This window comes from Paenibacillus sp. AGC31 (assembly GCF_057334655.1).
Genome location: NZ_JBHFJH010000024.1, coordinates 155,451 through 180,279, shown reverse-complemented (window position 1 = coordinate 180,279; position 24,829 = coordinate 155,451). Strand labels below are relative to the sequence as shown.

Below are 24,829 nucleotides of genomic sequence, written 5' to 3'. Positions count from 1 at the left end.
CAAGTTATTGTGCATCCAGTCCGTAATTTTTGCATAAAGCAGATAGTCCACCGGTGAAGCCACTGCCTACCGCCTGGAATTTCCAGTCCGCACCTGCACGGTAAAACTCGCAGAACACCACAGCTGTTTCTGTGGAATAGTCCTCTCCGAGGTCGAAACGAAGCACTTCCCGATCACTTGCAGCATCTACAACACGAACAAAAGCGTTGGAGACTTGTCCAAAATTCTGCCCTCGTCCATCTCCATCATAGATGGTTACCGTAATACCGATCCGGTGAATGTGCGCAGGGATTTTGCTGAAGTCAACGACAACTTGCTCATCATCGCCGTCTCCCTCACCCGTACGATTGTCACCGGTATGTGTCACTGAACCCTCACCGCCGCTTGGATTGTTGTAAAAAACAAAGTCATCCGTACCTTTGGCTTTTCCATCTTCGTACAACAAAAAAGCCGAAGCGTCCAGGTCAAAATCGACTCCACCACTATATTTGTTTGTATCCCAACCTAAACCAACTACCACACGGGTAAGGCCCGGATTCGTCTTAGTCAGGTCAATACGTTGTCCTTTGGCAAGACTGATCGTCATTTGTTTTTCCACCTTTCCAAGTTATGTGATTAAATGAAAAGGAGAACCGTCCAGGAGACGGTTCTTCCCATCCTGTAAGTCGCTCTGTACGTCCTATTGCAAACCGTAATCGCGTGTTAATCCAACCAATCCATCCTGGTAACCACTACCGATGGCACTGAACTTCCACTCGCCGTTATGACGATACAATTCACCAACAACTACACCCGTTTCAATGGAGAAGTCTTCTCCCAGGTCGAAACGAATCAGTTCTTCGTTGTTTGCTTCGTTAACAATTCGCACATAAGCACGGGAGACTTGTCCGAAGTTCTGGCTACGGTCCGTAGCTTCGTAGATCGTAATGGAGAATGCAATTTTCTCTACATTTGCGGGTACGTTAGGCAGGTCGATATTGATCTGCTCATCATCACCATCGCCATCTCCTGTACGGTTGTCACCGGTGTGAACAACAGAACCATTTTCATTTTGTGGATTGTTGAAGAAAATGAAGTTTTTCTCGCCTTCTACTTTACCGTTTGCATTGGCACAGAATACCGATACGTCCAGGTCAAAGTCTTTTCCGCCATCATACTTGTTGGTATCCCAGCCCAAGCCTACTGTGATTTTTGTCAAACCTGGGTTCGTTTTAGTCAGATCGATTTTTTGACCTTTAGAGAGATTAATTGCCATCGTATGATCATCCTCGCTTATTTATAATTTATTGTAGTTATCGTTACATATGAATATCAGGATAATTGTCGAATTAGATTAAATCTTGTACTTAGGAGTACTTGCGAGCGAGTTCGTTGATATGTACCGCATGGGAACCCTCTCCAATTGCCGAGAATTTCCATTCGCCTCCATGACGATACAATTCACCACAGATCAACGCTGTTGAACCTGTGTAGTTATCGGATAGATTGAACTTCACGAGCTCACTGGAATTTTTACCATCCAGAATACGAATATAAGCCTTCTCAATCATGCCAAAATCTTGCTTGCGATTGACACAATCGTAGATATTAACAACGATTAATACTTTATGAACATCAGCAGGAATACGGGACAGATCCATTTTGATCTGTTCGTCGTCACCGTCTCCCTGTCCTGTTAGATTGTCACCTGAATGGATAACCGAACGACATGCACTTTGCTTGTTGTGGAAGCAAACCAGGTTGGAGTCCTTAACCAACTTGCCTTCCTCATTCAACATGATCGCCGATGCATCACAATCGACATCCGCTTGTTTTTTTCTTCCGAAAAAACCTTTGGCAGTTACCGGGTCCCAACCGAGACCAGCAATCACCTCAGTAAGTCCTGCATTGCCTTTGGTTAAATCAATCTTCTGTCCTTTGACCAAATTAATGCTTGCCACTGATTTTCACCTCCCTTCATATGTAAAATAGCTACTTAGAGATTGAATTCACTCGGGTTCAGTCCAAGTACGATGCATATCTCGGCAACGACTCTTTTCTCCTGATCATCAAAGTTGCCGTCAGCTGAACCAATCGCACTGCATACACCCACAATAACGCGCCCTACATCCGGCTTGGCTTTGAATTTCCCAATGGCTTTCAGCGCTTCCTGCTTCCCGATCTCTGGAGAGAACTCAAAGTTCGCGACATAATGATTGAATCGTGTAATCACTTCAGCCATATCAAATACCTTCAATTCCTGACTCAGGTTGATATAACCGGCCATCTTGTTCTTTTCCGCTTCGTCAATGGAACCATCTGCAAAAGCAACCAGTGCACACCCTGCAACCACGGCATCCATAAAATCTTTATTTTTAAACTTTTTGACTTGCTCTTCAAGTCCTTGTTTTGTTGAATTTAACCAGCCTTTAAATGAACTCATACTCAACCTCCAATAGTTTCAACCTGGTGTTCCATACATTCTTTTCAAGATTTTTCAGTAACTTTCATGTCTACATCATGTTGAATATAAGTTAAATTATTCCTTAACTATACTCTGAAATACGGCAATATTCTACATTTAAAAACAATTAATACCTTATGATACGCATCGTTCTGGATATAGTTTCATGCGAAATGCGAGAACTTTCTATTCACTTCATTTTTCAGTCAAATATTCCCCTATTTGAAGCCCAAACCTAAAAAGGCTCTGATCAGGGGATCAGAGCGCTTATTTCTACCAATACCAAAATTATAAATCGTATGAATGATTTGAATCCTTGAATTCACTCTGCTTTTTCAAAATCAGCTTGTTGCTGTTCATAGATTTCATAGAAATCGTCCCAGACCAATACATTATCCTTTTCCTTGCCCCACCAGTCTTTGTACCATGCTTCAATCTCCGGGCCACCGCCTTGTTCCCACTTCTGCTGTGCTTCCGTTGCAGCCTGTTCGATCGTATATTTGCTTCCCCCAATGATGGAACGGGTAAAAATATCGTTGATCGCTGTTGTCACATTGGTCAACTTGACCTGAAGCTCCTTGGGTAGCTGCGGCATATGTTCTGAATGGGTAACGCCCTCTCCCACCGGAAGATCCGTCATGTATACCTCACGCGCTTCCTTGAATAGTCGAAGTCCTTCCTTCTGCGACGGGATCTCTTCGCTGAACAGCATTTCTGTGTACCCGCATTTGCCTTCCTCCAGACGGCTGTACAACATGGCGTAATCGCCTGCCCAGCTGATCTCCTGCTTGTATTTCTCTTGATCAGAGATGCGCGGACAGCCTTGATCGTTTAACGTATAATGCGTGTTTTCAAATCCATTTTTGAAGGTTCGGCCCGACTCTGTTTTGGTCAGAAAATCGATATATTGCATAACTGCTTCCGGATTTTTGGCTCGCGCATTCACAGCTGCAGTCATCTGAACGGGGTTATTCCACACCATCGTGTGCTGTCCTACGGACGTGGTTGGCAGAGCGATGACCTTTAATCTGGCCTCAGGAACATTCTGCATCAGTGTATCCAGTTCCTTCGCTGCAAACCCGGTATAATCCGAAGTCATGGCCGCGTACATACCGATTTTGCCGTTCAGGAAATCCTGCTTCGCCTTGGCCCCGTCCTTGTCGGTCAATAAGTCCTTATCGACCACACCTGCTTCATATAATGCACGTTTGAATGCCGTGGCTTCTTTCATGTTGTTGGGACCAACCACCATCTCCCCGTCCTCCACATTCACCCAGTTAGCGTTGTACATATAGCGGAATAGACCCGCTGTATCGCCGAACTGAAATCCACCGATGCCGTATGTATCCTTAGCTCCGTTTCCATCGGGATCATTCTCCGTGAAGGCCTTGGCTACCGCCAGCATCTCTTCTTCATTGGTCGGTACCTCCAGATTCAACTTTTCCAGCCAGTCTTCCCGAATGAAGAAGCTCGTTAGTGGAAACACCTCGTTCATACGTCCCACTTCATAGAGCTTACCATCGCTTTTGATACCGGCCTTCTTGAGCTGGGGATATTTCTCCATCAAGGCTTTGTATTCCACACTTGAGTTCTCGATCAACTCATCCAGCGGCATCAGCTGTTTCTGATTAAACAGTGTGTTACGGATGGGCGTACCGAATTCAAAAATAATATCCGGTGCACTGCCAGAAGCGAATAATACATTAAGTTTGGACTGGGACTCCCAGCGGGGAACTGCTGTATATTTTACATTTGCCGGGCCATGCTCGTTAATCCACTTGGACCACATATTATCTTCGATCGTACCCATGCCGCTTGGGACCGCGCCCCGATCATAGATCGTTGACGTAATGTTCCCCCTGTTGCCTTCGCCTTCCGCCTGTTCGCTACCGTTACCTCCTGTACATCCCGCCAGCAAACCACCGATCAAGCCCAGAACGAGACCCGACTTCATCCATGCCTTCATCGTTAACGCCATAGATAAGACCCTCTTTCTTTCCTGTAATATGAACCCATGCGGGTTAACCCACAGCCTGCTTTAACCTTTAATTGATCCGAGCATGACCCCTTTAACGAAGTACTTCTGCAAGAACGGATACACTGCCAAAATGGGTATGACCATCACAATGACAGCTGCTGCCCGGATGCCTTCCGGGGTCAGATTCGATATCATCGTTGGATCGGTAAAATCCTGTACATTCAGATTGGACATAATCATATTTTGGACGAGCACGGTCATGTTGTATTTGGACGTATCATTGATATAAATCATCACACTCATGAACGAATTCCAGTAACCCACGCCGTAAAAGAGAGCAATAGTCGCCAGCAAAGGTTTGGATAATGGCAATACGATTCGGAACAAAAGCCCCAGTTCACCACAACCATCGATGCGCGCAGCCTCGTCCACTTCCCCCGGCAGATTTTCAAAATAAGATCGCATAATCAGCATGTTGTAAGTGCTCACCAGGCCCGGTAGCCAAAGCGCGCCGTAACTGTTCACAAGACCGAGATTTTGCACGACCAAATACGTCGGGATGAGTCCACCGTTAAAAATCATCGTGAACACCATCGCCATCGTAAAGAAGCGCCGGTGATAAAAATGTCTACGTGACAGCGGATATGCCGCCATAATCGTCACCGCCATGCTGAGCCCTGTACCGATCAATGTGATCTCCACACTGTTCCAGAATGCATTCAGAATCGGCGTTCCCGTAATTAGGCTGTGATAGGAGAACCAAGTGAAATCGACGGGCCATAACCCCACTTGACCTGAAACAACCGCTCTCGCATCACTAAATGACAAGGCAACAATGTTCAGTAAGGGCAGGATACAGCTAACGGCAACCAATGACAACAATACATAATTGATTAGATAAAAGACTTTTTCTCCTTTGGTTTTTCTCATGCTGTTCTCCCTCCTACCACAAACCTTCGTTAAATCGACGCGCGATATAATTTGCACTAAAAATGAGGATAAATGCAACCAGTGATTCGAACAATCCCATCGCCGTTGTCAGGCTGAACTGTGCTCCCTGAAGACCGGTGCGGTAGATATAGGTACTGATTACATCCGCTATCTCATTGACATTGGAATTCTGAAGCATATACACCTGGTCGAATCCGACCTCCATCACCCGCCCCATCGACAGAATCAGCAGAAGAATAATGGTGGAGCGTATACCCGGAAGGGTGACATGCCAGATCTGACGCATTTTGCTGGCCCCATCCATCTGTGCAGCCTCGTATTGGCTCGGATCAATGGTCGTTAGTGCCGCGAGAAAAATGATGGCATTGAAGCCCATGTCCTTCCAGATCCCTGAGCCGACAAATACCGCAACCCATGAACCCTTGTTGTACATGAACGGATAAGGTGCTCCCGTCCAGGCCTCGACCCAGCGGTTTACGATCCCATTTTCCAAAGAGAAAACCGTCATGATCATCATCGCAATGATGACCCAGGAAAAGAAGTGTGGCATATAGACCACCGTCTGCACCGTTCGCTTAAAGGCCATGTTTCGCACTTCATTCAGCATAATGGCCAGAATAATTGGAATGGGAAACCCGATAATGATGCTTAACAGACTGAGGAACAAGGTGTTGCGAATAATCTCCACCGTGCGCGGATCACTGAACAGCGTCTGAAAATGCTGAAAGCCCACCCATGGACTGTTCCACAGCCCATCATAGAAGTTGTAGTCCTTGAAGGCCATGACCAGCCCTCCGATGGGTGCATAACGAAAGGTAAGGTAGAACATAATCACCGGAACAAACATCAAGATTAACGGTATATTCATCTTGAATCGTCGAAGCTGCTGCTGCCGAATCCGATGCTTCATCTCACTGTCCGGCGGTTGTAATCCAGACGGCGGACCTGCGGTCAGTTCCCCCTTCATATCCATCACTCCTCTCTGCTGTTGATGTACTATAGTTGTATTTTAGATAAAAATGTAAGCGTAAACATTTGTTATTTAACGATCCTTTTATAATTTTCTACACAAAAATAACCCCACATGGTGGGGTTGCCTTGGAAACGAACAGATATTAAGAGAATGCTTCTCTTTAATTGTGGACCCTACAGTAGTTCAAGGGGGATTGCTACCGGGCACTTCACTTGGCTACTTGCTTGCGATATTCACGGGGCGATACCCCCGTCATCTGTTTGAATACGGTTGTAAAATAACTGGAGTTATCGAACCCAGTCAGTTCCGCGATATCTGCCATGCTCTGCCGAGTGCTGTGCAGCAGCAGCTTCGCCTTATCGATTCGGCGCTTGCTGACATATTGGCTGAAGCCTTGTCCTGTTTCTTTTTTGAACAAATGGCTCAAGTAGTTGGGTGTCACATGAACATGGGCAGCCACGGCCTGCAACGTACATGTGCTGGAATAGTTCATTTCAATATACTGTATAACTCGTGTAACGACATGATCCTGCTGTTCCTGAGTTAGCCGCATTAGCATATCCAGCCACTCTTCGCTCTTGCATCTGGCCCAAGCGATGACTTCAGGTATGGTATGAATCCAGAGCAGTGGATCTGGGGCAGTGGAGTCCATACCACCGGATTCCTTAGGCTGAAGCTGTTGTACCAGTAAGTCCATCATGACCTTCATAAGCATATGAATCTCCGCTTTGCCTTGTGACAAGCTCATCCCGGACGCTTCTTCTAGCAACATCTCGATCCGATTCATTATTGATCCGAATTGATGGTGGAGCAGCAACGAAGTCAGTTCCTCTCGTAGTCTCTCGGTACGGTCCACTTGGCTGTATTGTTCCCTGCTTCGAATGTCGGACTGTTTTCGGCGATATCGTTCATGTGCCTTTTGTAACACCTGACATGCTTCATCGAGCGAGAACGGCTTTAACAAAAATTCAATTGCCCCATACCGGATGGCACGCTGTGCATATTCGAACTCACGATAACCTGTCAAAATGATAATCATAATGTCCAGTCCACTCTCGTGTATGCGTTCGGCCAAATCTAGACCATCCATCACAGGCATGTTGATATCCGTAATGATCAGATCAGGTGTGCAGCTGTGTACAGCCTGTATCGCTTCTTCTCCATCGGCCGCTTCCCCAACGACCTCCCACCCGAGGGGATTATTGCGAACCAGATGAATCAGACCCTGACGAAATAATGCTTCATCATCCACTACGAGCATACGTCCATTCAACAGAACCTACTCCTCTCAGTCACCTGAATTTCCCGGCATGAGTCCTCACCGATCTGATAAGGCAAACGAAGACGTACTAGCGTACCCTCTCCCACAGTCGACTCGATCTGTACACCGTAGGGTTCACCGTGAATCAACTCAATTCTTCGAAGTACACTCCGCATGCCAATGTGCTGACGTTCCTCATCTGCATGTGCCACTGGCGTCATAATGCGTTCAATGACCGATGCGTGCATGCCGCAGCCGTTATCTGAAATTTCAATGATGAGCAGATCCGGCTCTCCTTCATGCCCGTTTTGCCGCGAGCCACGAATCTCCAGATGGCGGTTGTTCCTTTTGTCCGAGAAGGCATGAACAAAAACATTCTCCACGATGGGCTGAAGCAACAGCCGGATCACCTGACAGCGAAACAATTCAGCAGGAACGGCAATTTCAATCGACAAGGCTTCCTGATACCGGACCTGCTGAATCTGCAGGTAGTGATCTATTTGCTTCATCTCATCCTGAACGGTCGTCAGTTGCTGCACGGGTTCCAGCGTATACTGCAGCATCTCGGACAAGGCAGTGACCAGGCGAGCCGATTTCTCATCACCAAGCATATAGAACTTCCAGAAAAACATGCTCAAGGTGTTATACAGAAAATGGGGATTCAGCTGGGCCTGAATAGCTTTGAGTTCAGCTTCTTTTTCACTGAGTTCGCGCTCGTACACTTCATGTATAAGCGTATCAATCCGGGAAGCCATTGCATTGAATCGTTCACCGATGAAACCGAGCTCATCCCGTGTCTCGATCCGAACCCGTGTATCGAACTGTCCATCACGCACTCTTTTCATCGCGTTGACTAGACTCGCAAGTGGACGCAACAGTCTGCCGCTAATTACGGTAATGATGAACCAGGAGCATAATATGCTGGCTAATGCAGAGAACACAGCAACTTTTACAATGATCTTTCCCTTGTTCTGAATCTGAGCGAGTGAGACCTTGCTGACCAGAGTGAAGCCCGCTTTGTCTGACGTTTGTTTCGTATACAATTGGGTTGTTCCCTGCTCGTCCCTGATCTCAGTCGCCCCCAGACTTAGCTCGGTGAGTGGTGGTGGATCTGCATCCTGATTATGAAAGGCATACAAAAGCTCGCCATCTGCGTCAAACAAGTAGACAGCCACTTCCTCATTCAGTCGCAGATCTTTGAGATACGATTCGAACAACGAGGTGTTAAACAGAATTAGCATTACGCCATAGGTCTCCAGATCAACAGACCGCATTAATCGTCCCGCCAGAATCCAATTGGATTGTTCCTCCTGCAAGAAAGCATCCGGCCCCAAACGATTCCAACCATATTCGCCGCCCGTTCCTTCCAGTCTATGAACCATCTCTGCCAGATAGGAAGGATCCATCTGTTGAAATGAGCCGGCAAAGGCACCGAGATTAAATATGTTTTCCTTCAGGTCATATATGCGGAGCCCCATAATCTCCGGTGCATCCAGCCTTACCTGATACAACTGATCATCCAGTTCATCTTCCAGCTTCATCTGATCATAGGACGAGATGCCAGAGGTCTGTGCTTTGATGGCATCTTTTACGGAGGGATTCAGTGTGATATAATCGGTGACTTTATACATGTCGTGTACCCTGGAATCCAGACGTGCAAGAATCTGCTCTGCGGTAAGACTATACTGGCGACTGACCTCTTCATTGAACAGGTCGATATGGATGCGATAGGTGATCAACCCTGTGATTCCGGAGATTAAGACCGTTGCGGTAGATAAAAACAAGATTAGCTTCGTTTTAAATTTAAAGCGTTTACAAAATTTCATCCACCACATCTTTCACACACCTCACCTATATTCCGGACATGTCTTACTCCTAAAAACATATCATACACCTATTGGAAAAAACCAGAAAAACCCTGACCCCGCTTCAATCGGTAGTCAGAGTTTGAAGGCATGTGATCCAGACTTGTTACCCGGATGATCCAAATTTATCTCTGAATCACGGCATTTTTATTCCCCGTAAATCTCTTTGATCCGTTCTTCCTCATTCGTAGACAACAGAACATTAAGCAACCCCATGGCATTATTGGCATCGGTTCTCGTCGTCTTGTACATCTCGGCAAACGCCGCTTCATCCTGCTCCGGGTCCATCGCAGCAAGCTTGCCCCACGACGTGCGGGCTTTGTCGTATAACGTACTCAACGTAATGTCACGCGGATGCTGTGCGACAGGCGCCATGGATTCAAATTTCGCGGTAATGCTGAAAAAATCTTTGGAGTCCTGGAACGATGTACTGCTGTAGTCCTTATTTTTCATCGCATCTTCGGTAATCAGCAGGCCTTCACGCGCGATAAACAGTGTTTTCACCATGGCACGCTCCAGATTGGTTGCTTCTTCCCAAGTTATATAAGATTCGTCAGGTGCTTGTACGGTTGTAAAAAAAGGAAAGGCATCATCAATCAACTGCTGCGAATCAGAGTGAATTGGCACCCCTGCATTCATGTCTACAACGGCATCGCTGTAGTTGGCTACATTAATATTTTTGGAACCTTCCTCACTGACCCGACGCACCGGATGATCCGTAAGCGGGATACGGATATAACCGAGTTTATCGGCATACTGCTGCTTCAACTCTTCCAGTGTGGAGTCCTTTCCAATCTTGCCGTCGTCGGCTGAAGAAGATTCTTTTGCGGCTGAACCTGTCTCCTCACTCCCATTCGAACCGGTTGCTGCAGTTTCTGTTACGGCAGCATTCGAGCTGCTTGTTTCTGATGAAGCAACTTCTGTACCGGAAGCAGACTCCGGCGATGACGTCTCTTTCGCTCCGCCACCACAAGCTGTCAGAATCGCTGCCAAACCAAGCATAACTGTAAACGTCTTTATCGTATAATTCCATTTCATCGTATAATCTTCCCCTATCCTATGTATATTCCTGAGAGCCATTAACCTCTGCTCCAAGACTTGAACACTCTCTTACAAAAATATCCTTTCATATAACATGCTTGATTCACACAATTGGACATGGTCTACATTCTATCATAAGTTAAAAATCGGTTGTATACGACGATATACCTGTGTCTAAAGCCTTTTACTACTCGCACATTAACTACCACCGCAACACAAAAACACTGCCGCCCGTATGGACAACAGTGTTCGTGAAGCGTAATTATTTGATCCCTTTAGCCTTCTCCATATGCTCTGACCGAATCTGAGGATCGGTGGAATTGACCGATGATAACAGAGCGTAGATCGCCTGGATATCCTTCTCTTGAAATACGGTTTCGGGAACCTCTGTCTCAAGTCGTTCTGTCTTGCGCTGAATCGTTTCCACCAATTCATGATCGTAGATGATCAGTTCATCTGAATTCACATATCTCACAGCAGGATCAACACTGATGCGGCAACGGTTGGTGAAGGTCACCATGGAGACAAGACGTACTCTTTTGTAGTCTCCGAGGTGTGCATGGATGGCTTCCACATGTGCACGATGCTGCATAAGTGGATTGTACATTTTGACCCGACTGCTGCTGACCGACCAATTGGCCTCTCTTCTTCCGCCGCGAATCTCACCTGTCGTCAGATTTCGGGTTTCGATCACAAAGATTGCCCGAGGCCCGATCACGACATGATCAATCTGCGAATAACCGGAGCGTGACTTCGGATTGGTAACGAGCAGGTCGTTCAGCACTTTATATTGACTTGGAAGACCGATCAGCTGATCTGCTGTACTAGGTTCCTCCGGCTGGCGTGTCCAATCCCCTTCCGCCTTTTTCTTGCGCTTACTACGGACCATACGCGGGGGAATGGTTGTCGTCGATGGTAACGCTGAAGCGGAGGCTGTAATCTGGTTCGCAAGCTCTGGTTGTGTCTTGAACAGAGACAGGATTTTCTTGAACATGGGCAAGCTCCGTTCTATTATAGTGTGGGTTACGGGTGACCATTACAGGAGGAATAACATCCTTTGACACATTCATTATGTAAACTTCTATTACTTATGTCGGATAAAGCGGGGTAAAAATAAAGGGAAAACGATCAAAATCTCTCCAATACGCAAAGTACATATGAACATTTAACCAATTCCGTGACTTTAGACGCATAAACAAACCGCAAAATTGAAAAAAACAGCGCAACCCTTTCCTGAATAGAAAAAGAATACGCTGCTGTTCTCTTGGATGTTAAGCCTGAAGATAATAGGTGTAGAGCACCTGAGTACCCTTCTCGTCCAAACCATTATTCGCTATTTCCTGATACAGGGATTCGGCCAGAGCCAACCCAGGTGTTTTCATGCCCATCGCTTTTGCAGACTCCAGTGCAATTCCCATGTCTTTGATAAAATGTTTCACATAGAATCCAGGCTCATAATCGCCTGCGATCATGCGCGGACCGAGATTGCTGAGCGACCAGCTTCCGGCTGCGCCGGTAGCAATGCTCTTCAGCACGGTCTCCGCGTCCAGACCAGACGTCTTGGCATAGGCAAGTGCTTCGCATACACCCATCATGCCAGAGGCAATGGCAATCTGGTTGCACATTTTGGTATGCTGTCCGGCTCCCGCCTTGCCTTGCAGCACAATGTTGGTGCCCATCTGCTCAAACAGCGGACGCACGGCTTCAAAGGCCTCCGAGCTACCACCAACCATAATGGACAGCTTCGCGTTCTGCGCTCCGATATCACCGCCCGATACAGGCGCGTCCAGTGCATGCAGTCCTTTGGCTTCCGCAGCTTCAAAGATTCGTGCAGCCAGTAGCGGACTGGATGTTGTCATATCAATCAGATATGAACCCGGTTTGGCATTGGCCACGAGACCATCCTCACCGAGATAAATCTCCTCGACATCCTTCGGATACCCCACCATTGTGATGATGACATCACACGCAGCAGCCAGTTTGCCTGGTGTGTCATGCCATACAGCACCTTCCTTCACCAACGCTTCCGCTTTGGTAGCAGTTCGCGTGTACACATGAAGCGGGTATCCCGCTTGCTGGATGTGCCCAGCCATGCTTTTACCCATCACGCCTGTACCAATAAAGCCAACTTTTGTCTCTCCAGGTGCCTTAGTCGTTATTGTCATCGTAGGTTTCCTCCCTATTTCTCTATGCTTCGCTCAGTGCTTGTCTTCGACATTGCTATATCTGTATGTTAAAGCTTTCTGCTTAGTCCGTCCATATCGCTTGCAGCTTTCTGTGAAAAAATCTGAAAAAGGAATCAACTTCCTGTATGCTGTACAACCTAACGGAAACTTCCTTCATTGGAAAGGAGGATTTCCATGAGTCGTGAAAAAGGTCAAATTACCATTTGGTTGTCCTTTTCCATCCTTTTATTAAGTGCAGGGCTCGTTTGCCATGTCTTGTCTGTTCCAGCGATACTCGAAGCTGGCGGCAGAGACGGCTGGTTGTCTGTCGTAGCCGCCGCTCCACTGTTCATGTTGTTTCTGTGTATGATGTATATCATCATTCGACGTGTACGTGGACAGCGGCTAACAGATTGGATTACGCGAGAATTCGGTGCTGTTCCTTCCTGGATCTTCCGGATCTCTGCTTCCATTCTGCTGTTCACACTTGGCACACATACGTTGTACGAGACAACTAACTGGACCGTATCCACATATCTTCAATTCACGCCTCCCTATGTTCTGGCTGGTGGCGGAGCACTGGTTGCTGCGTGGGCAGCGGCTAAAGGCATACGCTCCATTGCCATGACTTCCAGTCTGCTGCTACCCTTTGTAATTTTGCTTGGTTATTTTGTAATGTCCGCCAATATGAAATATAAGGACTACAGCCTATTGTTCCCGATCATGGAGAACGGCATGGGCCCCGTGTGGCGGGGCATGATCTACTCCCTTGCCGGGCTTATGGAAATCTGGATACTCATGCTGTTCCAACATGAAGTCAAAGGCAAAATTCGGTGGTGGTATGTTCTGATCCTCGGCTTGTTCATGCTTAGTATGGCGATTGGACCAACCATCGGAGCCATCGTGGAATTCGGCCCAGAAGAAGCAGCAAAACAACGGAACAGTCCCTATGAGCAATGGAAACTTGTAAATATCGGCAAGCTGCTGCAACACGTTGATTTTCTGTCCATCTATCAGTGGCTTAGTGGTTCTTTCGCAAGAGTGGCCATATCTTTGTATCTCATCGTCGATCTGCTGAATTTCCGCAGGCCGAAGAAACGATATATCGCCATTCTTACCATCACCGTCATCATGAGCTTCATGGCGATGCAATGGTGGCGCATTGATTACGTAGACTATTACGTAGATCATATTCAGTTCCCGGTCATGCTGGCCTATGTCTCAATCGTTACCGTGATATTAACCATTGCCGCATTAATCCACAAAAAGGACAAGGAGGCTCCCGAACATGCCGATCTCAACCCAGCCCAAGAATAATCGTGAAGTTGAACCGTTCCGAATGAACGAGCATAACCTGAACACCTTTTTTGCGGGATCTGATGATGTCATCATCAATAGTCATATGTTCGGAGAACCTCCGATGCAACTCCTTATGACCTATTGCAGCGGTATGGTGGATAGTGAAGCGATCTACGATATTATTCTTCCGGAACTCAAACGAACATATGAAAATACACACTTTATCCGTACATCAGACATTGAAAAGTGCATCAGCCTGGATTGGACCCGAATGGATCTGCAAGATCCGGCATTTGGAACTGAACTGATGTCTCTCCGTGTATTTGAAGGCCATATGTTGATCTGTATTCCTTCCCTTCAAGCCATGTGGAGTATTGATATTTCCAACATCCCCACTCGAACGCCGGAGGAATCGACCACCGAGGTTTCGATTCGCGGAGCGAGAGACGGATTCATTGAACCCCTTGCCGTCAATGTTGCTCTGATACGTACACGTCTGCGTACGAACCAGCTGGCCTGTAATATCGAACTGATCGGTTCACGTTCTGCAACCAAGGTAGCCCTGATGTATATCAAGAATATCGCGAACCCGGAGCTAATCGAAGACGTCCAGGATCGGTTGCGTAAGATTGAGACCGAACGCATCTTGACCGCCAATGAACTGGAAGAATTGCTGTCCCCTTCGAAGATTACTTTGTTTCCCGTCACCCATTATACGGGCAGGCCTGACTTTGCTGCAGAATGTCTCCTGAACGGACGTTTTATCCTCATTGTCGACGGCAATCCCAGCGCTATTATTGGGCCAGTCAATCTGTTTCTTTTGCTCAAATCACCGGAGGATGCCAGCTTTCCCTTCTTGGCTGTGAACGTAGGACGGATGCTGCGCTTTCTTGGCCTGATGATCACCGTGTTCCTGCCCGGATTCTATATTGCGCTGACCTCCTTTCATATGGATCAGATCCCCTTTCCTCTAGTCGCGACGATCTCGGTTGGACGCATGGGACTTCCGATGGAATCGGGAATGGAGATGTTTCTCATTATGCTGCTGATGGAGCTGTTCCGTGAGGCAGGGGTACGTTTGCCAAGTGCCATCGGCCAGACACTAACTGTCGTTGGAGGTCTGATTATCGGAGATTCCGCCATTCGAGCCGGTATGGTCTCTCCCCTCATGATTGTCATCATCGCAGTTACCGTTGTAGCTGGAGCAACCATTGTGAATCAGGTCATGACCAGTTCTGTGCTGATCCTGCGGTTCCTTTGTTTTGTCTTGGGAGCTTCCCTCGGTATCTATGGGTTCATCCTGTCGTTGATTATGTTCCTCATCTACCTGGCCGATCTCAAATCATTTGGCATTCCATATCTCACGCCGTTAACACCACTTCATTTCAAACAAGCGATAGCTTCATTATTCAAACTGCCAAAGGGGTTAGGTAAACGAAGACCCGTCTATCTTGAGACTCAAGAACCCCGTAAGAAAGGAAACGGACGATGAAACACTTGTTACAGCGATATTTGCTGGGTCTGTTAAGCCTATCGATGTGTGTGATGACAAGTGGGTGCTGGAGTGCCTTTGAGATTCAACAGGTAGACTACGCCAAAGCATTTGGCATTGATTATAAAGACGGCATGTATCACCTGTATGTACAAACGCTGGATTTTGCCAGTGTCGCCAAAAGTGAAAGTTCAACCAAAAGTGCAGATACACCGCCTGTATGGGTCGGACATGCCGAGGGGAAAACCATGAGTCTAGCGCTGAACGAGCTGTTCCGCACGGCTCAATTACACATGGCTTGGGGGCATGTGACAGCCATCGTTATGGCCGAAGGTGTGCTGACCAGCAAACACATCAAAGAAGTGTTCGACATGCTGGGACGGTTTCCAGAATCCCGTTATACTACCTGGGTGTACGGAACACGAGAGCCTCTGGAGAAAATCCTGAGTGCAACGTCCATCTATAATATGTCGCCACTGGACAGCATTCTTCACAACCCACTCCCCACTTATATGGAAGAATCGTTGTACCCGCCTGTGCTTAGTTTTAAGCTCATTGCAACACATAATGATCCCGCTACCACGACGTATCTGCCGAGTCTTGCATTGAACGATACCCAGTGGGCTGAGAATGAGAAGAAACATGATTTGTTTCTGGTGGAAGGGGCCTTTTTCGAAAAGACTGGCTATGACTTTGAATACTTTCCACGCAGTCAGCTTCCCGGTTATCATTGGCTAATCAAAGACATGCGGCGTGCTCCCTTGCTTGTGCAGAAGGATGGAACGATCTATGGGGCACTCAGTGTAGGATTGCCAAAGATCAAAATTAAACCTGTCATTCATGGAGAAAACGTTACGTTCAACATTGACGCCCAATACCTCACTGCCCTGTACGAATACCTGGTGCCCACCTCGTATGAAGAGATGATCCAGATTAGTGAAGTGAAGTTGCGCGAGCAGATCATGCAGACCTATCGTCACGGCCTTGAGCGTGGTGTGGATATTTACGGTCTTCAGGAGAAGCTGTATCGCAAAAATCCGAAACTCTGGCGAAAGTTATCAAACAATGGCAGCAAGATGATGCTTACCGAAGACTCGATTCAGGATCTAAAAATCCACCTCACCATCCCGTACACAGGGAAATATAAACGGAAAGTATAGCAAGAACGCAAAACACCCCTTGTCCGTCTGGAGCCGGATAAGGGGTGTTTGTGTAGATGGATGTCGTTCGCTTGCAGATCGGATCATGCGGATCTATGGCTGCGAAGTTTCCATTCCATCAGCCAGCCTGTCAGTATTGAGAAAGACAAGCCGAACAGCAGGATCGGCACGTTGTAAAACAGTATGTTCGTGTATTGGTTCAGCCAACCAAAACGGTATACTGCCGAATTCGGATCATTCGTAAATCCATTGAGTTGTATGCGTAAGTCATCCATGATACGTAACTCCAGAAAGACTGACAACACACACAGTAGAAGAGCACCCAAGGGTACAAAAGCATGCACCTTCCCTCCCCAGCGCTGACGCTGATCGTACAACCACCATTTGGACAAAGTTGTCTTCCAGATACATAGAATAAGAAAGGTCAGAAGAGATGGAGCTAACACCAGAAGTCCCAGGTTACCGTTACCAGACACGCCTCTACCAGGCTCATGCTGGAAGGTTAACCCCTGTACAGCACCAATCATAAGTACGTTCCAGATGAGGAAGATGAAGTATGGCTTGTTGATTCTTTTGATGCGACTCATATCTGCTTCCCCCTAATATAATCCATTACCCGCAACCGAGTAGTCAGAATTAAGGTCTGAGGAATGAGCACAAGGACAATATACATAAGTACAATTAACCATAGATGTGCCGCAAAATGTTCTGCACCGAACGATGGTTTCGGACGCTCGATGAAATACCACCAACACGGGATGGCAATAAACCATGTCAATCCTGTAGAGAGGAACATGTCTTTTACATCGCTCCATAGAAAGCAGAACACCGCGACGAACAAAATAGGACCTGTCCAAGAATCCAATATCGGTCCCCAGCTCTGGAAGACAAAGATAATGGCAGGATACAGAAGATTGATGGTCCAGCGCCATATCAAATTGTTATAGATATACATAATTCCCCCCAGTTCGGAAAATAAGGACGATTAATAAGGGTACTGAGCTTTGCGTCGATCTTCGCGGTCGGCCTCTTCCATCTTCCTTATATATTGTTTTAATTGTTCTTTGTGTGCTTCTAACTCTGCTAATTTGGATGTAGTTCCTTCAAGAAATGTCGACATTTTTGCAGACAACTGTACTGCAGACTCCCCCTTCCAATCGTGCAGTCTTCCATATATGTTTCGCATCTGCTGTTCCTGTTGAATCAAGCGTTGCTGCAACTGTTCACACTGCTGGATCGCTCTTCTCAAATCTGACAGAGAGACAGATATTCTCCCCATATGTACACCTCCTGTAGTTCATTGCAACTAAACTATTATCGATCTGCCAGAACAAAATCCTGTCTTTTTCGTTCGATATAATCTGCGATCTCTGTAATGGATTCTTGGTACCACCGATTGACCCGCTCCAACGTTGCTGTAGCATCATAGGCAATGGGTGTAAAGGACTGGCTCTCACTTGTTGATATATGCGCTTGAAACATCTGGATTGAAGAGCGCGCATCATTGGCAAAACCATGTAGACTATCCCGCATCTGTCTGGAAGCATGTCCAAGCTCCTCAGGTGTTAGCTGAATGGTGCTTCCGTGTTGGTCGCCAACATAGTACGCTGAGTTCTGTCTATTCATATCGACTGGGCTGATTCCTAGTAATGCTGCCGCAAGTTGGCCAAAACCTCCCATAGCAGAACCATGCTTCTCGACAAGCATATTCATCGCTTCCTTAAACTCTTCTCTTGCCTTCATCATCTCTGAATAATTTTCTACTCTAGGCTGACCATCCACACGTCGCCCATCTATCGTATACAATGTATTACTTATGTTCCCTTTCTCATCGAATGTAAAATGATCCATACTATGTGTTCTCTGACCCACTAGCATGGAATCCAAAAACTTAGATAGTACACTTTGTTCTCCGGATATAGACGGAACACGAATAAATTCAAACGACCACTTGTTACCAAACAATCTTTGTTCCCACCACGTCTCCCGAGGTGCCGGTAAGAACATGGGGATGGTCTCGTATCGATTAGCATCTTCAAAAGTCGAATTGATATAATAAGTAGCACCGACATGCTGCTCAGCATTCTTCACACCAGAACCCACAGAATCCCCTGGATGGACATAGGCCACATTCGTTTTCAGATAATCTCCGTTCCGAACCTTTTCTTGTAAATCATCAGGAAGTAAATGCACAATACTTGGCGGATTATAACTAGCTGACGATATTCCATTACGAATCGCCACATATTCCGCCTGAGCACCTCCCAACGAGTGTCCAGTCGTTGATATATCAGCTTCTGGGTACTCCTCCTTCACTTTATCAAAGAGGTCCATTGCCTGAACAAATTGATTATTCTGATACCTAGACTCAGCCTCAATAAAAGGCATTTGTTTATGCAGAGGTAGCGAGGCAATCTCTTCCTTATATTGCTCCATATAATTGTGAGTTTCCTCCAAATTCTTGGTTCGATTACCCACAACATCATTTAAATCAGTCTCCCAGTCTGTTAGTACACTCCATTTGGGACGATCAGGTGGTTCAGTTCCTCTATAACCAATAATAACTTGATTATTATCCTCATTGTAAAACACTGAAGCATCAAATCCCGAACCATTCGTATCGTGGAGTATTGCTCCCTTCGGTTCAACTATTGTCCAACCTGGAAGATTTTCATTTTTATATCCGGATGATGGTAATTCTCGTATGTATACCTCATCAGCAATGGTCCAATAGGTCTTATCATTTATGTATGTCATGATACCCCACCTTGTCTATTACAATAATTTGTATTAAAGTGTCTTTAGAGTTTATTTCCATAAAAGGAGAATTAACGCTTATGCAAATAAAGCCTATAGCTCTGACCGTACTTATTTTTCTATTCTTATTAGGAGGATGTTCAAGTATGTCTACCTCAGAGAAGCAAAGTATTGTAGAAACAGCTAAACCAATAAGTGTTCAGTACATAAAGAAATACTATAATGCGGACTTTATTGTAACGAGTCACGATATTGATGATCCTTCCATTCATTCACGTCTATATCTATACGGTCATATAACGGGACATGAGGATGAACGTATCACAGTTTCCTATAACTACGACTCACAGGAGGTTATCAGTGTACAAGGACCAGGCTGGTTTATCGATAGTCGAAATCCAAAAAAGGAAGTACCTTCTTCCCCAGAAAAAACAGCAAAGTAATATACCAATGTTAATGTTTCATTAGGAATGACCTGGAGGAAACGTCCAGGTCTCTTTTTTTGCAGTTGTTAGACGTAGTTTATTTGTAACAATTTACCTGTATTTATATCCATTTATTATAAATCAATATCTACACACCCGAAAACACATGCCTGCAAAAATAAGTAGAAAGTCTGTAATTTGAGTTTAAATAGCAAATAATAATGAATCCTTCTAGGCCATTTTTACCAGATAAAATCAGTGATATGCTTAATTATGGGACAGAAATGAAGAGAAGAAGCATGATTTTGGATATTATAGCTCATACTACCTTCAGGAAAATTATCGAAGGAGTGACAGCATGAGGTTAAAAAGTATCATCGCCGTTGGAGCCGTGTTAACCTGCTCATCTCTGTTATGGGGCTGTGGTAATGGCACTGCGAACAATGCTTCCCAGCAACAGAATGACACCGTTCGGTCGGAGAGTTGGAGCGATCCCAAACGACTGGAAGCTTCCCATCTTGAGGCGCTTGAACGTATGGAGAAAGACCATATTCACCGAATGGTTTCGCTTAGTGCAAGTACAGATGGAGACAAAGTAATGACCACACTTGAACGGTCGAGCCAAAAGTTGGAGGAAATGAGACCGCTCGCCGAAATGCTCCAACATGAAGGACATCCGGCATTATTACAGCGAATCCAGGACATGTCCGGTGATATCCAAGGTTCCAAATCCGTCATTGCTGAGATGAAAAATCTGCCTCAGGACGGTAAAATTAAGATTCAGTCCGAGAATTCTGATTCCTTGCATCACATTAGCAGCTTCCGCGATTACCACCAGTATATTCAAGAGAAAATTCAAACATTGAACAGGAATACTACTGATATACACTAATCAGTTATAGCACTGCTTACCCAAGGAAAGTAAAGAGTTAGGTAGGAGGATCACTTCCTATCTGACTCTTTACTTATGAGCAGATTTAGACAATTACTGTATCTTACTGCAACCTTCCATGAATCGTACGCATAAAAACTCTTCTCTGTTTACTGATCTAAAAAGTTAAAGTATATTATAATGTGCTAAGTTAACATATATAGGAGGTTAAAGATTATTTTAAAAATATTCAATCTGTATCTTTTATACTTATAATCTTATCCCTTATATTGGGAGGATGTAACTCTATAACGAATCAAGACAAGATTATTGAAGAAGCCACTCAAGTGGGTCATCAATACTTCATTAATCACTATAATACTAAAGTGGAATTCATTGATCATAAATTTATGCCGAAAGATCTTAGCCACAATATTAGTTTGAGTGGACATGTTAAAGATCATAAGGAAACCGAAATCACTATCCTAATTGATTAAGTATCACTGTATTTTGCGGTTGCATGTCCAACGAGCAAAAAGAAATTGTACAAAAAGCCGAAATCGCAAGCCTAGCTTATTTTAAAGAAACCTATGGAATTGATGTTGAGTTTACAGGCCACAAATTCATTCCATCTGACTTGTCTCATACGGTATCACTAACGGGTACGTAAAAGGGAATAAAACTCAAGAAATATTTGCAATGGTAGATTATGATACTTATGAAGTCAAAACAGCCTCAGCACCTGATGACATCAAACCTCTTAAGTAGATGTATGAGCGTAAGAAGAATTGATAATTAGGAGTCTCGTAAAAAACTCCATTTCCTCATTATTCCACCCACAACGACACCCAGATGAACACGCTAAATAACAATACCGGCGCAAGTGCACCTGTGGCTATTATGATCCAAAGTGTCGCCGGTTTGATCTTTTGAGAGTATGCATCAACCTTGCGCATACGATCTTTGCGCCACTTGGCAAACCTGAGCTGTCTGACCATCCGACTCAGAACTATTTGCCGCTGCTCGCCCTCTTCGAATTCATCGATCGCACGCCGCAACTCCTCGTATAATTGAGCCTCTTCCTGACCAGCCACTGTAGGTGTACTCATCTGACCCTTCCTCCCATAAGAACATTATTGAGATATAGCAACTACTTAAATAACACATTACAGACCTTCAAAGTTTGAAGTTTTTTCAAAAAATGGACAATCCAAAAAGCCCGGGCATGGCCCGGACTTCGTTGAATCATGTTGAACTATTTATCTAAGTGCTTTTTAGCCCGCGTTAGCGATCAAAGCATTCAGACATACTGCGCCTTGTGCACGCACATTAACGACAATAATCGGCGTTTCCAGCATGTCGTGCATCCATGACATATACTCTTCTACTTTTTCGTTTGGAAGGATCGTCAGAATAACCCCTGCGAATCCACCACCATGAATACGACAAGCGCCATCACCCAAGTTTTGCAGATAATTTTCCGTCACAGCCAGCGCAATGCCAATCTCCTGTTCCTTCACAGCACCACTCTGATATACATTCTGCAACCATTTCCATGACGAATTACCAGACGCCGTAATCAGTTTGAGGAAATCAGCAAAACGTCCATCACGCAACGCCTGAACCTGACCATCGACACGATTGTTTTCCTCCAGGAAATGAAGCGCACGCAGCACTGCACGATCCCCAGCCGCTTCACGAACCTTCTTGAGGTTGGCGTAGATTGCGTCAGCTGTAATTTCCCGAACATACTCACTGCCCAGTGCCTGAGCAACCGCTCTCATCTCATATGGCACAGCAGCGTAATCTTCCGTCAGATCAGCGTGGTTGCCGCCCGTATTCACAATGACCAATGAGTAGCCGTTTTGTTGGAAATCCCACTGAACAGGCTCGATAACCGGCTGTGCAGGATTTTCAAAATCAATGGCAATGAGTCCACCATACGCACAAGCCATCTGATCCAACAGACCGGAAGGTTTGTTCCAATAGTGATTCTCCGCATACTGACCGATTTTGGCCAAGGTTACAACATCCAATGCTCCATCATTATAGAAATGATTCAAAATCGTACAGATCAGCATCTCGAATGATGCCGATGAACTGAGACCTGATGCCGAGAATACGTTACTAGAGATGTACGCTTGGAAGCCGCCAACCTGGTGTCCAAACTCTCCGAATCCCGCAGCCATACCACGAATCAATGCTGTTGTGCCATCGTCTTCCGCATTTGGCGTGAGATCTGTGAGATCGATTACATATTTCTTGTCGTAGCCTTCCGAATAAAAAGTAATAACCGATTCTGCCGTTGGCGCAGCCACTGCAATCGTATCCAGCGTAATGCTGCCCGCTAGCACTTTACCATGGTTATGATCCGTGTGGTTGCCGCCAATCTCACTGCGTCCTGCTGCGCTGAACAACTTGCTTCCCTCTTGCGCGCCAAAGTACTCTTCAAACGTTGCGTTCAGCTTTGTGTAACGTGCGGTCTGTTCCTCTACTTGTGATTGTCCATACATTTGGGCAAGCAACGCTTGGCCCTCCGTGGATTGGATCAGATTCAATGGTTGTGTCGTCATTAATAATCCTCCTATGGATGTGCAGCTGTTATTTTTAGACTGTTGGTGAACATGGTTGTCGCGTCTGTTTCACGCCTTAATCCTCTCCCATTATCTCAGCTTCGTAACGGAAAAGGTAGGGTAGAATTGAAAGTTTGTAAGCGTTTTGTGAAGTTATTTATTGTAAAAATAGGATTGAAAACCATTTTAGAATAACTTAAATTTGGTTTAAGTGAAAACATATTATTTTCCAACCTTAATGTTGCTATGCTATACATCTCATTGATGGAGGGAACGATGAAATTCAAGTCGAACTATACCAAGTTATTCGGTGCATTTTCGCTTACCTTTTTGGGTGATGGACTTACACTTGCTGCGGTCCCTTGGCTCATATCAACACTAACGAGCGATACGCTGTATGCCTCTGTCACGATGACGGCACTTCGTTTGCCTTGGCTTCTCTTCAGTCTACCTGTAGGTGTCCTCATCGACCGTTACTCACGGAAACATATGCTGATTGGCGCAGGCTTTACTCGAATGATCCTTCTACTTGCTCTGACGTTATGCATCTGGGGAGGATGGGTGAGCATTCCGATTCTGGCTCTGTTCATGTTTGGAATTGGCCTTAGCCGAGTCGTATTCGACAGTACAGTGCAGACGGTAATCCCACAACTAGTAGATGAAAGTAAATTGGAGAAAGCCAATGGGCAATTCACCGCGGGACAGTTAATCACAAGTGATATTCTGGGCGTTGCTCTGGGAGGGTTTATCGTCACCCTGCATATTGTTTTTCCTTTTGCCATAGACGCCGTAACGGCTGTTATTGCTCTACTTTTTTTAATCAGTTTGAAGGGAAACTTCTACCCTGGGGATACGGAAACAACCAAGAAAGAAGTTCGACCGATGAAGAATTGGAAACGCGAGATGTGGTCCGGTATTCAATATGTCTATCGTGATCGTTTTCTCCGCGGACTAGCGATTCTGTCTGTGACCATTACGCTGATGTATTCGATCATTCTGGCTACTCAGATCTTCTTTGTACGAGATGTGCTTCAGTTGGATGCTTTTGCATTCGGTATTCTCATCTCCATTGCAACAATTGGTAGCATTGTAGGGAGCCAAGCTGTTGCTTATATGCGCAAGAAATGGAGTACAAAACAATTGATTATCTCCTCCATTTTGTGCATGGGAATCATCTACGGTGTGGTGGGTCTAACTACAAATGCGTATATGGTAGGTAGTCTGTACTTCTGTGCTGCATTTTTCATCATTGTCTACAATGTTACCCGTTCCTCCATCCTGCAACGTTCCGTTCCTAATGAGATGCTTGGCAGGGTCGGAAGTGTGTTTCGCTTTCTATCCTTTGGCATTAGTGCCATCGGTACGCTTCTCGGCGGATTATTGGTGCGGGTTAGTGAAACGACATTTGATCGCGTATTCTCGCTCCAACTTCCTTATCTCTTGTTAAGCCTGATCTATATCCTGTCTGCTCTGATATTCGCTATGAAAATGCAGAATCATTCAGAGAGCCAGCAGCGTAACATCAACGCTTGACTGTTACGTTAGGTCATACTTGATAATGATCTCAAGCTTACA

The 24,829-nt window shown here is 45.6% G+C and carries 24 protein-coding genes; 6 read left to right on the top strand and 18 right to left on the bottom strand.

Annotated elements, in window-relative coordinates; translation table 11 throughout:
* Positions 1-4: 4 nt before the first annotated feature.
* The 12 genes from ACE04G_RS08590 to ACE04G_RS08535 all read right to left on the bottom strand — a co-directional run bounded on the left by ACE04G_RS08590 (position 5) and on the right by ACE04G_RS08535 (position 12,677).
* Entirely contained in the window at positions 5-586 is a 582-nt protein-coding gene (locus ACE04G_RS08590) for a TerD family protein (RefSeq protein ID WP_221819295.1), read from the bottom strand.
* Positions 587-679: 93 nt separating this feature from the next.
* Positions 680-1,255 carry a TerD family protein gene (locus tag ACE04G_RS08585; RefSeq protein WP_221818919.1) on the bottom strand — a complete coding sequence of 192 codons (576 nt, stop codon included), beginning with the start codon at positions 1,253-1,255 and terminating at the stop codon, positions 680-682.
* A gap of 91 nt (positions 1,256-1,346) precedes the next feature.
* Entirely contained in the window at positions 1,347-1,940 is a 594-nt protein-coding gene (locus ACE04G_RS08580; protein ID WP_145321026.1) for a TerD family protein, read from the bottom strand.
* A gap of 35 nt (positions 1,941-1,975) precedes the next feature.
* Complete coding sequence (locus ACE04G_RS08575) at positions 1,976-2,422, bottom strand: tellurite resistance TerB family protein (RefSeq protein WP_221818917.1); 447 nt, start codon at positions 2,420-2,422, stop codon at positions 1,976-1,978.
* Between the two features lie 343 nt (positions 2,423-2,765).
* Positions 2,766-4,421, bottom strand: coding sequence for an extracellular solute-binding protein (locus tag ACE04G_RS08570; protein WP_221818916.1), 1,656 nt, complete (start codon positions 4,419-4,421; stop codon positions 2,766-2,768).
* Positions 4,422-4,481: 60 nt separating this feature from the next.
* On the bottom strand, positions 4,482-5,351 hold the full coding sequence (locus ACE04G_RS08565; RefSeq protein ID WP_036606256.1) for a carbohydrate ABC transporter permease: 870 nt from the start codon (positions 5,349-5,351) through the stop codon (positions 4,482-4,484).
* A gap of 13 nt (positions 5,352-5,364) precedes the next feature.
* Positions 5,365-6,282, bottom strand: coding sequence for an ABC transporter permease (locus ACE04G_RS08560; RefSeq protein WP_449005345.1), 918 nt, complete (start codon positions 6,280-6,282; stop codon positions 5,365-5,367).
* Between the two features lie 271 nt (positions 6,283-6,553).
* Positions 6,554-7,618: a response regulator transcription factor gene (locus tag ACE04G_RS08555; RefSeq protein ID WP_339307066.1), complete on the bottom strand. Its 1,065-nt coding sequence runs from the start codon at positions 7,616-7,618 to the stop codon at positions 6,554-6,556.
* On the bottom strand, positions 7,615-9,390 hold the full coding sequence (locus ACE04G_RS08550) for a cache domain-containing sensor histidine kinase (protein WP_449005243.1): 1,776 nt from the start codon (positions 9,388-9,390) through the stop codon (positions 7,615-7,617). The genes ACE04G_RS08555 and ACE04G_RS08550 overlap by 4 nt, the downstream gene beginning before the upstream one ends.
* Before the next feature lie 228 nt (positions 9,391-9,618).
* The gene (locus ACE04G_RS08545; protein WP_221818913.1) at positions 9,619-10,509 is read right to left on the bottom strand and encodes a hypothetical protein; all 891 of its coding nucleotides are present in this window, start codon (positions 10,507-10,509) and stop codon (positions 9,619-9,621) included.
* A gap of 265 nt (positions 10,510-10,774) precedes the next feature.
* Positions 10,775-11,506 (bottom strand): nuclease-related domain-containing protein, encoded by a 732-nt coding sequence (locus ACE04G_RS08540; RefSeq protein WP_017690394.1) that lies wholly within the window; start codon positions 11,504-11,506, stop codon positions 10,775-10,777.
* Positions 11,507-11,783: 277 nt separating this feature from the next.
* Positions 11,784-12,677 carry an NAD(P)-dependent oxidoreductase gene (locus ACE04G_RS08535; protein ID WP_449005242.1) on the bottom strand — a complete coding sequence of 298 codons (894 nt, stop codon included), beginning with the start codon at positions 12,675-12,677 and terminating at the stop codon, positions 11,784-11,786.
* Between the two features lie 195 nt (positions 12,678-12,872).
* Here ACE04G_RS08535 and ACE04G_RS08530 point away from each other — a divergent pair, with 195 nt between their 5' ends.
* Genes ACE04G_RS08530 through ACE04G_RS08520 form a run of 3 tightly spaced genes read left to right on the top strand, consistent with a single transcriptional unit; the run spans position 12,873 to position 16,628 of the window.
* Positions 12,873-13,994, top strand: a complete 1,122-nt coding sequence (locus ACE04G_RS08530) for a GerAB/ArcD/ProY family transporter (RefSeq protein WP_449005241.1) — start codon at positions 12,873-12,875, stop codon at positions 13,992-13,994.
* On the top strand, positions 13,966-15,468 hold the full coding sequence (locus tag ACE04G_RS08525; protein WP_449005240.1) for a spore germination protein: 1,503 nt from the start codon (positions 13,966-13,968) through the stop codon (positions 15,466-15,468). Before ACE04G_RS08530 ends, ACE04G_RS08525 begins: the two co-directional genes overlap by 29 nt.
* Positions 15,465-16,628, top strand: a complete 1,164-nt coding sequence (locus ACE04G_RS08520; RefSeq protein WP_449005239.1) for a Ger(x)C family spore germination protein — start codon at positions 15,465-15,467, stop codon at positions 16,626-16,628. The genes ACE04G_RS08525 and ACE04G_RS08520 overlap by 4 nt, the downstream gene beginning before the upstream one ends.
* 83 nt (positions 16,629-16,711) lie before the next feature.
* Here ACE04G_RS08520 and ACE04G_RS08515 read toward each other — a convergent pair whose 3' ends face one another.
* From ACE04G_RS08515 to ACE04G_RS08500, 4 genes are read right to left on the bottom strand one after another with little or no spacing between them, the layout of a single operon-like run.
* Positions 16,712-17,215 (bottom strand): hypothetical protein, encoded by a 504-nt coding sequence (locus tag ACE04G_RS08515; protein WP_405131501.1) that lies wholly within the window; start codon positions 17,213-17,215, stop codon positions 16,712-16,714.
* Complete coding sequence (locus ACE04G_RS08510) at positions 17,212-17,583, bottom strand: hypothetical protein (protein ID WP_405131500.1); 372 nt, start codon at positions 17,581-17,583, stop codon at positions 17,212-17,214. The genes ACE04G_RS08515 and ACE04G_RS08510 overlap by 4 nt, the downstream gene beginning before the upstream one ends.
* A 30-nt stretch (positions 17,584-17,613) precedes the next feature.
* Positions 17,614-17,907 (bottom strand): hypothetical protein, encoded by a 294-nt coding sequence (locus ACE04G_RS08505; protein ID WP_100526553.1) that lies wholly within the window; start codon positions 17,905-17,907, stop codon positions 17,614-17,616.
* 35 nt (positions 17,908-17,942) lie between these two features.
* Complete coding sequence (locus tag ACE04G_RS08500) at positions 17,943-19,385, bottom strand: lipase family protein (protein ID WP_405131499.1); 1,443 nt, start codon at positions 19,383-19,385, stop codon at positions 17,943-17,945.
* Positions 19,386-19,531: 146 nt separating this feature from the next.
* On the opposite strand from ACE04G_RS08500, the gene ACE04G_RS08495 reads away from it, so the two are divergent.
* Entirely contained in the window at positions 19,532-19,828 is a 297-nt protein-coding gene (locus ACE04G_RS08495; RefSeq protein WP_405131498.1) for a hypothetical protein, read from the top strand.
* A 340-nt stretch (positions 19,829-20,168) separates the two neighbouring features.
* The gene (locus tag ACE04G_RS08490; protein WP_100526550.1) at positions 20,169-20,702 is read left to right on the top strand and encodes a hypothetical protein; all 534 of its coding nucleotides are present in this window, start codon (positions 20,169-20,171) and stop codon (positions 20,700-20,702) included.
* 806 nt (positions 20,703-21,508) lie between these two features.
* Here ACE04G_RS08490 and ACE04G_RS08485 read toward each other — a convergent pair.
* On the bottom strand, positions 21,509-21,790 hold the full coding sequence (locus ACE04G_RS08485; RefSeq protein WP_405131497.1) for a hypothetical protein: 282 nt from the start codon (positions 21,788-21,790) through the stop codon (positions 21,509-21,511).
* 165 nt (positions 21,791-21,955) lie between these two features.
* The gene (locus ACE04G_RS08480; protein ID WP_449005238.1) at positions 21,956-23,254 is read right to left on the bottom strand and encodes a galactokinase; all 1,299 of its coding nucleotides are present in this window, start codon (positions 23,252-23,254) and stop codon (positions 21,956-21,958) included.
* 276 nt (positions 23,255-23,530) lie between these two features.
* On the opposite strand from ACE04G_RS08480, the gene ACE04G_RS08475 reads away from it, so the two are divergent.
* On the top strand, positions 23,531-24,787 hold the full coding sequence (locus ACE04G_RS08475; protein ID WP_449005237.1) for an MFS transporter: 1,257 nt from the start codon (positions 23,531-23,533) through the stop codon (positions 24,785-24,787).
* Positions 24,788-24,829: the final 42 nt, after the last annotated feature.

Bases quoted from the DNA above. Each gene is read 5' to 3' on its own strand.
- ACE04G_RS08485 (WP_405131497.1), bottom strand. From the start codon at position 21,790: ATGAGTACACCTACAGTGGCTGGTCAGGAAGAGGCTCAATTATACGAG.
- ACE04G_RS08540 (WP_017690394.1), bottom strand. From the start codon at position 11,506: ATGTTCAAGAAAATCCTGTCTCTGTTCAAGACACAACCAGAGCTTGCG.
- ACE04G_RS08525 (WP_449005240.1), top strand. From the start codon at position 13,966: ATGCCGATCTCAACCCAGCCCAAGAATAATCGTGAAGTTGAACCGTTC.
- ACE04G_RS08505 (WP_100526553.1), bottom strand. From the start codon at position 17,907: ATGGGGAGAATATCTGTCTCTCTGTCAGATTTGAGAAGAGCGATCCAG.
- ACE04G_RS08480 (WP_449005238.1), bottom strand. From the start codon at position 23,254: ATGACGACACAACCATTGAATCTGATCCAATCCACGGAGGGCCAAGCG.
- ACE04G_RS08565 (WP_036606256.1), bottom strand. From the start codon at position 5,351: ATGAGAAAAACCAAAGGAGAAAAAGTCTTTTATCTAATCAATTATGTA.
- ACE04G_RS08515 (WP_405131501.1), bottom strand. From the start codon at position 17,215: ATGAGTCGCATCAAAAGAATCAACAAGCCATACTTCATCTTCCTCATC.
- ACE04G_RS08585 (WP_221818919.1), bottom strand. From the start codon at position 1,255: ATGGCAATTAATCTCTCTAAAGGTCAAAAAATCGATCTGACTAAAACG.
- ACE04G_RS08510 (WP_405131500.1), bottom strand. From the start codon at position 17,583: ATGTATATCTATAACAATTTGATATGGCGCTGGACCATCAATCTTCTG.
- ACE04G_RS08590 (WP_221819295.1), bottom strand. From the start codon at position 586: ATGACGATCAGTCTTGCCAAAGGACAACGTATTGACCTGACTAAGACG.
- ACE04G_RS08490 (WP_100526550.1), top strand. From the start codon at position 20,169: ATGAGGTTAAAAAGTATCATCGCCGTTGGAGCCGTGTTAACCTGCTCA.
- ACE04G_RS08530 (WP_449005241.1), top strand. From the start codon at position 12,873: ATGAGTCGTGAAAAAGGTCAAATTACCATTTGGTTGTCCTTTTCCATC.
- ACE04G_RS08575 (WP_221818917.1), bottom strand. From the start codon at position 2,422: ATGAGTTCATTTAAAGGCTGGTTAAATTCAACAAAACAAGGACTTGAA.
- ACE04G_RS08535 (WP_449005242.1), bottom strand. From the start codon at position 12,677: ATGACAATAACGACTAAGGCACCTGGAGAGACAAAAGTTGGCTTTATT.
- ACE04G_RS08545 (WP_221818913.1), bottom strand. From the start codon at position 10,509: ATGAAATGGAATTATACGATAAAGACGTTTACAGTTATGCTTGGTTTG.
- ACE04G_RS08495 (WP_405131498.1), top strand. From the start codon at position 19,532: ATGTCTACCTCAGAGAAGCAAAGTATTGTAGAAACAGCTAAACCAATA.
- ACE04G_RS08560 (WP_449005345.1), bottom strand. From the start codon at position 6,282: ATGAAGCATCGGATTCGGCAGCAGCAGCTTCGACGATTCAAGATGAAT.
- ACE04G_RS08475 (WP_449005237.1), top strand. From the start codon at position 23,531: ATGAAATTCAAGTCGAACTATACCAAGTTATTCGGTGCATTTTCGCTT.
- ACE04G_RS08520 (WP_449005239.1), top strand. From the start codon at position 15,465: ATGAAACACTTGTTACAGCGATATTTGCTGGGTCTGTTAAGCCTATCG.
- ACE04G_RS08500 (WP_405131499.1), bottom strand. From the start codon at position 19,385: ATGACATACATAAATGATAAGACCTATTGGACCATTGCTGATGAGGTA.
- ACE04G_RS08570 (WP_221818916.1), bottom strand. From the start codon at position 4,421: ATGGCGTTAACGATGAAGGCATGGATGAAGTCGGGTCTCGTTCTGGGC.